This is a genomic window from Planotetraspora mira (assembly GCF_016863275.1).
Classification (GTDB): Bacteria; Actinomycetota; Actinomycetes; order Streptosporangiales; family Streptosporangiaceae; genus Planotetraspora; species Planotetraspora mira.
Genome location: NZ_BOOO01000059.1, coordinates 21,648 through 29,125, shown reverse-complemented (window position 1 = coordinate 29,125; position 7,478 = coordinate 21,648). Strand labels below are relative to the sequence as shown.

Genomic DNA, 7,478 nt, shown 5'->3' with positions numbered 1-7,478 from the left:
GTCCATCGTCAACGCCATCCGCGGCCTGTTCACACAGCAGCCGGTCGGCTCCGACATCTGGATCGCCCTCGCCTGGTGCGTCGGCATCCTCGTCGTCGCCTACTACTTCGCCATGGCCTCCTACCGCCGCAGGATCTCCTAGGTCGTGTCGGTTGAGTCCGTCTCGATCCAGATCAGCGTGGTGCGGAGAGGCATGAAGAGCCCCTGATCGGCAGAAATGCCGGTCGGGGGCTTCTTCGCTTCATGATCCGTGAGTATCCGTCCTGCGGGCCCACCACCTGCGAGTGACGAGCGCCGCGAGCACGGCACCTGCCGTGTTCAGGATCACGTCGTCCACGGAGCTCACCCGACCGAGTCGCAGGACGTACTGGAGCACCTCGACGGTGAGCGACGCCGTGGCCGCGACGGCGGCGACCGCCCTGAGCGAGGCGAAGCGCGGTGAGCGGACCGGGAGCATCGCACCGAGCGCCGAGAAGACCAGGAGATTGCCTGCGATCTGTGCGAACGCCGCTCCCGGTGACATCAGCGTGATCTGGTCCGCCAGGTCGACCAGGGGAACGAGGTGCACAAGCTGCAAGGTCCCGGGCGTGAGAATCATCCAGATCCAAGGAGCGGTTCCGGCCACGACGGCGACGTCCGCGATGGCCGTGCGGCGGGGAGCGGGATGCCCCCGGCGGCTGCGGCGGTGCGCGAGGAACAACGCGACCAGACCTGCGGCGGGAAGCGCCAGGAAGGCCGCGATGACTACGTGTCCCCATGCGTTCCATGCCTGGTGCACCGGATCATGATGCCAGGGCGTCGCCCTCGATGGGGATAGGTCCCGGCGCCGGAATACGAAGCCCTCGCAGCGCCGGCATCCCAGTTCCTCGGCGACTGGTCCAGGAGAAAACGGATGGCCCGAATGGGTGGGCATCCTCATGATGGAGGCATGCGCCTTGTCTTCATGCGGGCCGAAGGTGATCGCTGCCGCATCGCCGTGCACCGCCGCGACGGCGTCACCTTGGAGATGCGCTCCTACGACCGAAAATTCCGAGTTCCTCACGACCTTGCTCACGCCGTAACCGAACGCGAGCTCAAGTTGGACGCGGGCGTCTTCGGCTGCACCGCCGCCGGGGCTGTCTTCTCCTCGATGCGTGTCCTGTCCGGTTCGCCGCGACACGACGCGGCAGCCCGCAGCGCTCGCATCATCAAGGCCAACGCCCGCTCGATCACCGTGGCCGAAGTGCTCAGCGGCGTACCCGATCTCGATAGCGATGAACTCGCGGGCACCGCCATGATGTCCCGATGAACCAGCCGACCGCTTACCACGACGGGCTCGGCGACTTCTTCGCCAAGCACGCGGATACGAGCCCCTACAACGCCTACACCGACAGGCCCGCGATGCTGCGACTCGCGGGGAATGTTTCCGGGGCCGAAATCCTGGATGTCGGCTGTGGAGCAGGCCACTATGCGGCCGAACTGTCGGCCCGCGGCGCCCGGGTGGTGGGGATCGAAGGCAGCGCCACGCTACTGCGCCACGCACAAGCACGTGTGAACGGCGATGCAGAACTACTCCTCCACAATCTAGAAGAGCCACTCGATTTCGCCGCTGACACATCGTTCGACGGTGTGGTCTGCGCACTCGTGTACGAGCACATCAGGAACCGGATGCAACTGCTGGGCGAACTGCGCCGCGTCCTGCGACCAGGTGGATGGCTCCTGGTGTCGACCACCCACCCCACAGCCGACTGGCGCCACTTCGGCGGCTCGTACTTCAGCCACGACTGGAGAGACCTGCCTCTCGGAGACAGCAAACTCTCGATCCACTACCAGCGCATGCCCTTGGAGACGTTCTTGGGCGAACTGCTGGCCGCAGGGTTCGTGCTGGAGCAACTGATCGAACCGCGCCCCACAGACGGCCTTCGGGAGATCGACGAAGCCGCCTACGACAGGCTTCACCGAGCGCCCTCGTTCCTCGCCGTGAAGCTCCGACGCCCCTGACCCCACCTCGGAGATTCGGATGACAGCACTATCGGCTCACTTACGGGCATGTCCGGATCAGGACAAGGCGCTCAGCGTCGTTCGCACGTCGTCCTCGTTGTTGAAGTAATGGAAACCGAAACGTACGCGGTCGCCGAGCGCGGTCGCCCGTACGCCGTGCTCGCGGAGCCGCATGGAGATACGGTCGGCGTGATCGCTGCGCAGCACGACGATCTGGGAGAGCGGGCCGCCGGCCACGCGCCGCAGGCCGAGGTTTCCCGCCTGCTCGGTGAGGTGGCGGGCGAGGTCGAGGCAGTGCCGCTCGACGCGCCGGGCGTCCAGCGAGCCGAGCAGTCGCAGCGCCGCGCAGGCCCCGATCCAGGAGAACCAGGCGGGGGACGCGTCGCACCGGCTCGCATCGCCTGCCAGTCGCATCGGACCACCGAAGTAGCCGTGTGGCGGGCCGGTCGACTTCCAGTTCGGCGCCAGTGGTGTCAGCTCGTCGAGCAGGTCGGGCCTGGTGACGAGCCAGGCGGCGCCGCGCGGGCACAGCAACCACTTGTAGCCGTGGACGGCGAGGTGATCGGGACGCACGGCCGCCATGTCGAAGCGCAGCGCGCCCAGTGACTGCGTCAGGTTGACGAACAGCCGGGCGCCCACCCGGTCGGTCGCGTCCCGCAGGGCCGGCAGGTCGAGCCGCTGCCCCTCCCTGCTGGTCACCTCGCTGACGGCGAGCAGCACGGTCCTGTCATCCAGCGCGGCGATCAGGTCCTCCACCTGTGTCCCGCCGTCGCGGGCCGGTACGGTCACCACGTCGTGCCGGGCCAGCCACGGGAACAGGTTGCTGCGGAACTCCTCGGCCGCCACCACGATCCGGCCGGGCGGCAGTGATCCGGCGATCGTGGCGGCCGCCTCGGCGAGCGAGCCGAGGGTCGACACCGTCGCGGGGTCGACCCCGATCAACCGGGCGAACAGGGTCCGGGCCTCGGCGGCCGCCGCGTCCCATTCGAGCCAGTCGAACGCGCCGGTGGACCACGCGGACAGAGCCTCGTGCAGGGCCTCGGTCACCGGTTCCGCGCCAGGTGGTGCACCCGGCGTGTCCAGCCACACCGTCGAGCGCAGTGCCGGGAAGAGTTCGCGGAAGTCTTCCGGGCTCATCGACGCGGCAGGGCGGCCACGCCCTCGATCTCGACGGTCAGCGCCGGATCGGCCAGGGCCACGACCACCGCGAGCGAATGGGCGGGCCAATCACCGCCCGGGTACCACCTCGCGAATGTCTCCTGCCGCGCCGCGCGGCAGCCGTCAAGGTGCTCGACGCCCGCGACCAGGGTGAACAGCTTCATCAGGTGCTCCGGCCCCGCACCGAGCGAGTCGAGCAGCCGCTCGATGTTGGCGAAGATCTGCCGTGTCTGCGTCTCGGAGTCCGAGCCGGCGAGGCTCCCGTTCGGGAGTACGCCGACCTGGCCGGAGATCATCACCAGCTCATGGTCGGCTGGAACCGAGGCGAGGTGGCTGTACTGGCCGATCGGCGGGGCCACGGTGGCGGGGTTCCAGCGGTGGATCAACGGTTCTCTCCTTCGTTCCGGACGGCTTCGTTCACGACGCTCAGTGCCTCGTCCGTCTCGTCCTCGGCATCGGTCGTCCGCGGCGATCATCCGGTGCCATACCCCGCCCCGGACCTCGCCGATCGGCCGGCAGAGGGCCGGATCTGGGATGCAAACGATAGACAGGACGGGCCGGCTCATTCATCGGCCGACGTGCTGGATTTCAGATAGTCGAAAAAGTGGGTCACTCTGGTGCGCGAAGGCGCACAGCGAGCGGGCAGAAGGAGGCGGCCGATGCCGCGGCGACCGAGAGTGGCAGAGGGGCCGTCCCGTGCGAAGGCGGCACGGGACGCGGGACATGAGTGAGCCGGAGGCCGGCAGGAAGACCGTGCTGCGCACGCTGGAGCGCGGCCTGCACGTCTTGGAGGCCGTCGCCGCCGCGGACGGCACCGCCACCGCGAAGATGCTCAGCCGCCAGTTGGGCCTCAAGCCCGGCACCTGCTACCACCTGCTGCGCACCTTGCTGGCGGGCGGGTACGTGGTCCGCCTTCCCAGTGGTCGTTACGATGTCGGCCACCGCGCCGCCTCACTTAACAGGCACCTTCAGCGGAGGTCGGGACCGTCGCCCGAGCTTGCGGTGATCTTGACCAGGCTGCACAACAAGTTCAATGAGGTGTCCTTCGTCTCCGGCTGGAACCACGGAACGCTCACGCTGCAGCACTACATCTCCGGCCAGGGCACGCTCGGCGTCGGCGACCTCGATGTCGGCTACACCGGGCACATGCACGCGCGAGCCTCATGCAAGTCGGTGCTCGCCTTCCTGCCCGAGGAGCAGGTGGCGGCGATGTTCAGGGGAGTGGAACTGGACGCGGTCACCCCGCACACGATCGTCGACCACGATGAGCTCATCGTCGAGTTGGCGCAGGTGCGCAGGCGGGGCTACGCGGTGGACCGCGAAGAGTTCAGCGCGGGCGTGTGTTGTCTGTCCGCGCCCTTCTTCGACGAAACGGGTTCGCCGACCGGGTCCTTCACGGTCTCGGTCCCGGCGGCCCGGTTCCAGGAACGGCAGGCCGCGCTGACGACGGCGGTCCGCGAGGCGGCCTCGACGGCGACCGGTCTGCTGCGCGCCGGGCACCTGATCGTGTCCCCCGCCGAGCGCTGACCTCGGTCAACGGTACGGCGGTTGCCTGACCCGTGGCGGGGTCACCCGATGCACCTCACGCGTGGCCGCCGATCAGGCCGGACTCCACGACGATCACGGCGCCGATCACCATGAAGACCGCGGGGACGAGCCAGTGGCCGAATCGCTCGACGACGGCGATGACCCTGCCGTGTGAGCCGAGCCAGGACCCGGCGGCACACCAGACGGCGACCAGCACCGTGAAGACCGTGACCGTGACGAGGCCCGCGGTCACCCCGATGGTGCGGAACATCGGCGTGTAGACGGAGATGTTGTCCGCCCCGTTGGCGATGGTCACCCCCGCCACCGACAGCAGACCGGTCGCGACGGTTGGGGAGGGGTCCACACCTGCGTCGATGGTCCGGATGCTTTTGATCATTCCCCACAACCCCAGGCCGAAGGGGACGAGCCCGAGGAGGCCGACCCATCGGTCGGGGACGATGGTGAGCCCGAGCGCGGCGATGGCGGAGACGGCCACCAACGCGGCGATGCCGGCGTACTGGCCGCCGACGATCTGCCACGGGCGCGGCCTGCCGCTCGCGCGGGAGGACAGGAACAACACCGTCAAGATGATGATGTCATCGACGTTGGTTCCGGCGAAGACGGCCGTACCCGTTCCGATCGCTGCCAGGAGGTCGCCCATGGGCGATCAGCCTAGGCTCGCGGCGAATCCCGCGGCGCGGCACCTGCCCCGGCGTGATCCCGATCGAGGAGCGGATGACCCTCGAACGAGGACGCGCCCGCCGCGGGACGGATCCCGCGACGGGCGCGCCGACCGGCTGAGGATCAGCCGAAGAGGTTGTACGACTTGAGGCCGGTCGCGACCCTCACAGCGCTGGCGAAGTTGCCCTTGCCGTCGCCCTTGTACAGGTACATGTAGCCGGAGCTGATGACCGTCACGATGTCGGACTTGCCGTCGCCGTCCACGTCGCCCGGGCTGAAGAAGTACTTCGAGGTCTGGAACTTGGTGGTGCTCAGCAGCTTGCGGGAGCTCATGGAGAAGGTCCCCGTCGAGTTGCCCGCGTGCAGGTAGACCGCGCCCTTGCTGGTGCGGCCGATGAGGTCGGGCAGTCCGTCGCCGGTGTAGTCGCCGTGCCCGATCACCTGGGCGTACGCGAGCCAGCCGGTGCTGATCCCCTTGGCGCCGGCGAAGGTGCCGTTCCCCTTGCCCGCGTAGAGGTACAGGGAGCCCTTGGAGGTCACCGACAGCAGGTCCGGCTTGAGGTCGCCGTTCACGTCACCGGGGGTGATGATCTGCTTGACGGTCTTGTAGCTGGACGAGATCTTGGTGTTGACCGTCTTGGTCCCGGACTTGTGCCGCCAGTAGAGGCCGCCCGAGGTCGTCCGCACGATGTAGTCGTTGATGCCGTCACGGTTGAGGTCCGTCTGCAGGACCTTGTTCCAGGTGCTGAAGCCGCTGCCGCCCGACGAGTACGTGCTGAGCGTCTTGCCCTTGTAGAACCTCGCCGTGCCGCCCGTTGAGGCGCGGGCGAACACGTCCGCGTTGCCGTCGCCGGTCGCGTCCGTGTCGTAGGTCCGTGCCTTGGCGACACCGGCGTACGCGCTGACCTTGGTGAAGACGGGGTACGTGCCCTTCACGCCACAGTTCTTGATCCACTCGCCTGTGCTGGAGTCACGGATGCCGATGCCCCAGGAGACGATGCCCACGACCTTGCCGCGGACCACCAGCGGACCACCGGAGTCGCCCGGGCAGGTGGAGGTGGTCGTGGAGTCGGTGCCGGTCCCGGGCGGGCCGGCGCAGACCATGTGACCGTTGATGAACTGGTCGCCCGACACAGGGTCGCGGAGTGCCGAGTCGCAGGTGGAATCCGCCTGGATCGGCAGCTTGGCCATCTTCAGCACGTTGGACGGGCCGGCCGGGGCAGAGGTTGTGGTTCCCCAGCCGAAGACCGTCGCATAGGTGCCCGCCTTGTACAGCGCGATGTCGGCGCCCATCGCGATCGGGGCGACGCTCAGCGGCATCGGCCGGTCGAGCGTGAGGATGGCGACGTCGTTGTCGAGCGTGTTCTTGTTGAAGGACGGGTTGACCCACTGACGCTTGACGAGCGCCCACTTGTAGTTCGTGGCGCTCAGGGTGCTGACGCCGCCGTCGACCTCGCCCTTGTGCACCCAGTCGAAGCCGGAGACGCAGTGAGCGGCCGTCAGCACCTTGTTCGGCGCGATCAGCGTTCCGGCGCAGTAGAAGAGCACGTAGTCCGGGCGGGTCGCGTCCTGGTACCAGAGCTGGACGATGTAGGGCGCCGAACTGATGGTGGTGGTGGAGCCGCCGACGATCTGCGGCCTGGGAGCCGACGTCGAGAGTTCGGGCGACCCCTCAGTGGAGTTCGCCTGCGACTCTTGCCTTACCGACTTCTTGATGAGGCCGCGCTTTTCGGCTGCGGCGCGGATCTGCTGGGTACGGGCCTTGGCTTCCCCGGGGGTTTCGGTCACGGGTGCCGACGCGTTCGCGGTGGCTGACGCGGAGGCGGCCGACACGGTGGTGGCCACGCCGGTGCCGACGAGCCCGAGCGCAAGGACCGCAGCGGAGAGGGAACGGCGAACGCCAGTCCTTCTCCCGCCGGGCAGAGCAGGATTCAAGGGGGTCCCCTGTAAGAAGAAGGCGCACTCCCCGAGTGCGCCTGACGCCTGACGTCAGACGGCCTCACACGCCTGAGGAACGTGTGTTCGCGCACATCTGACGAGGTAGATGCTAGCGGGATGTACCAAGGCAAGGTAGATCACGAGATCGCTTTGTAACTTATTGCCGACATTGCCGACGCAAGTGGACAGGTTCG

General features: G+C 67.9%; 8 protein-coding genes. 3 read left to right on the top strand and 5 right to left on the bottom strand.

The features are described from left to right. Window positions 1-241: 241 nt before the first annotated feature. On the bottom strand, window positions 242-778 hold the full coding sequence (locus Pmi06nite_RS40645) for a VanZ family protein (protein ID WP_203958591.1): 537 nt from the start codon (window positions 776-778) through the stop codon (window positions 242-244). A gap of 150 nt (window positions 779-928) precedes the next feature. Between Pmi06nite_RS40645 and Pmi06nite_RS40640 the strand changes: the two genes are divergently transcribed. Continuing rightward, window positions 929-1,288 carry a hypothetical protein gene (locus Pmi06nite_RS40640; protein ID WP_203958590.1) on the top strand — a complete coding sequence of 120 codons (360 nt, stop codon included), beginning with the start codon at window positions 929-931 and terminating at the stop codon, window positions 1,286-1,288. Beyond that, window positions 1,285-1,980: a class I SAM-dependent methyltransferase gene (locus Pmi06nite_RS40635; RefSeq protein ID WP_203958589.1), complete on the top strand. Its 696-nt coding sequence runs from the start codon at window positions 1,285-1,287 to the stop codon at window positions 1,978-1,980. The genes Pmi06nite_RS40640 and Pmi06nite_RS40635 overlap by 4 nt, the downstream gene beginning before the upstream one ends. A 57-nt stretch (window positions 1,981-2,037) precedes the next feature. Here the strand turns inward: Pmi06nite_RS40635 and Pmi06nite_RS40630 are convergent, their stop codons facing one another. Beyond that, window positions 2,038-3,117: an aminotransferase class V-fold PLP-dependent enzyme gene (locus tag Pmi06nite_RS40630; RefSeq protein ID WP_203958588.1), complete on the bottom strand. Its 1,080-nt coding sequence runs from the start codon at window positions 3,115-3,117 to the stop codon at window positions 2,038-2,040. Further along, a complete protein-coding gene (locus Pmi06nite_RS40625; RefSeq protein WP_203958587.1) occupies window positions 3,114-3,524 on the bottom strand; it encodes a RidA family protein in 411 nt (136 codons plus the stop codon). Before Pmi06nite_RS40625 ends, Pmi06nite_RS40630 begins: the two co-directional genes overlap by 4 nt. A 337-nt stretch (window positions 3,525-3,861) precedes the next feature. On the opposite strand from Pmi06nite_RS40625, the gene Pmi06nite_RS40620 reads away from it, so the two are divergent. Continuing rightward, on the top strand, window positions 3,862-4,665 hold the full coding sequence (locus Pmi06nite_RS40620) for an IclR family transcriptional regulator (RefSeq protein ID WP_203958586.1): 804 nt from the start codon (window positions 3,862-3,864) through the stop codon (window positions 4,663-4,665). Window positions 4,666-4,720: 55 nt separating this feature from the next. Here the strand turns inward: Pmi06nite_RS40620 and Pmi06nite_RS40615 are convergent, their stop codons facing one another. After that, the gene (locus Pmi06nite_RS40615) at window positions 4,721-5,326 is read right to left on the bottom strand and encodes a cadmium resistance transporter (protein ID WP_203958585.1); all 606 of its coding nucleotides are present in this window, start codon (window positions 5,324-5,326) and stop codon (window positions 4,721-4,723) included. 143 nt (window positions 5,327-5,469) lie between these two features. After that, window positions 5,470-7,281 carry a trypsin-like serine protease gene (locus tag Pmi06nite_RS40610; RefSeq protein ID WP_203958584.1) on the bottom strand — a complete coding sequence of 604 codons (1,812 nt, stop codon included), beginning with the start codon at window positions 7,279-7,281 and terminating at the stop codon, window positions 5,470-5,472. Window positions 7,282-7,478: the final 197 nt, after the last annotated feature.

Coding starts and splice junctions, on each gene's coding strand:
- Pmi06nite_RS40640 (WP_203958590.1), top strand. CDS start 929: ATGCGCCTTGTCTTCATGCGGGCCGAAGGTGATCGCTGCCGCATCGCC.
- Pmi06nite_RS40635 (WP_203958589.1), top strand. CDS start 1,285: ATGAACCAGCCGACCGCTTACCACGACGGGCTCGGCGACTTCTTCGCC.
- Pmi06nite_RS40630 (WP_203958588.1), bottom strand. CDS start 3,117: ATGAGCCCGGAAGACTTCCGCGAACTCTTCCCGGCACTGCGCTCGACG.
- Pmi06nite_RS40620 (WP_203958586.1), top strand. CDS start 3,862: ATGAGTGAGCCGGAGGCCGGCAGGAAGACCGTGCTGCGCACGCTGGAG.
- Pmi06nite_RS40615 (WP_203958585.1), bottom strand. CDS start 5,326: ATGGGCGACCTCCTGGCAGCGATCGGAACGGGTACGGCCGTCTTCGCC.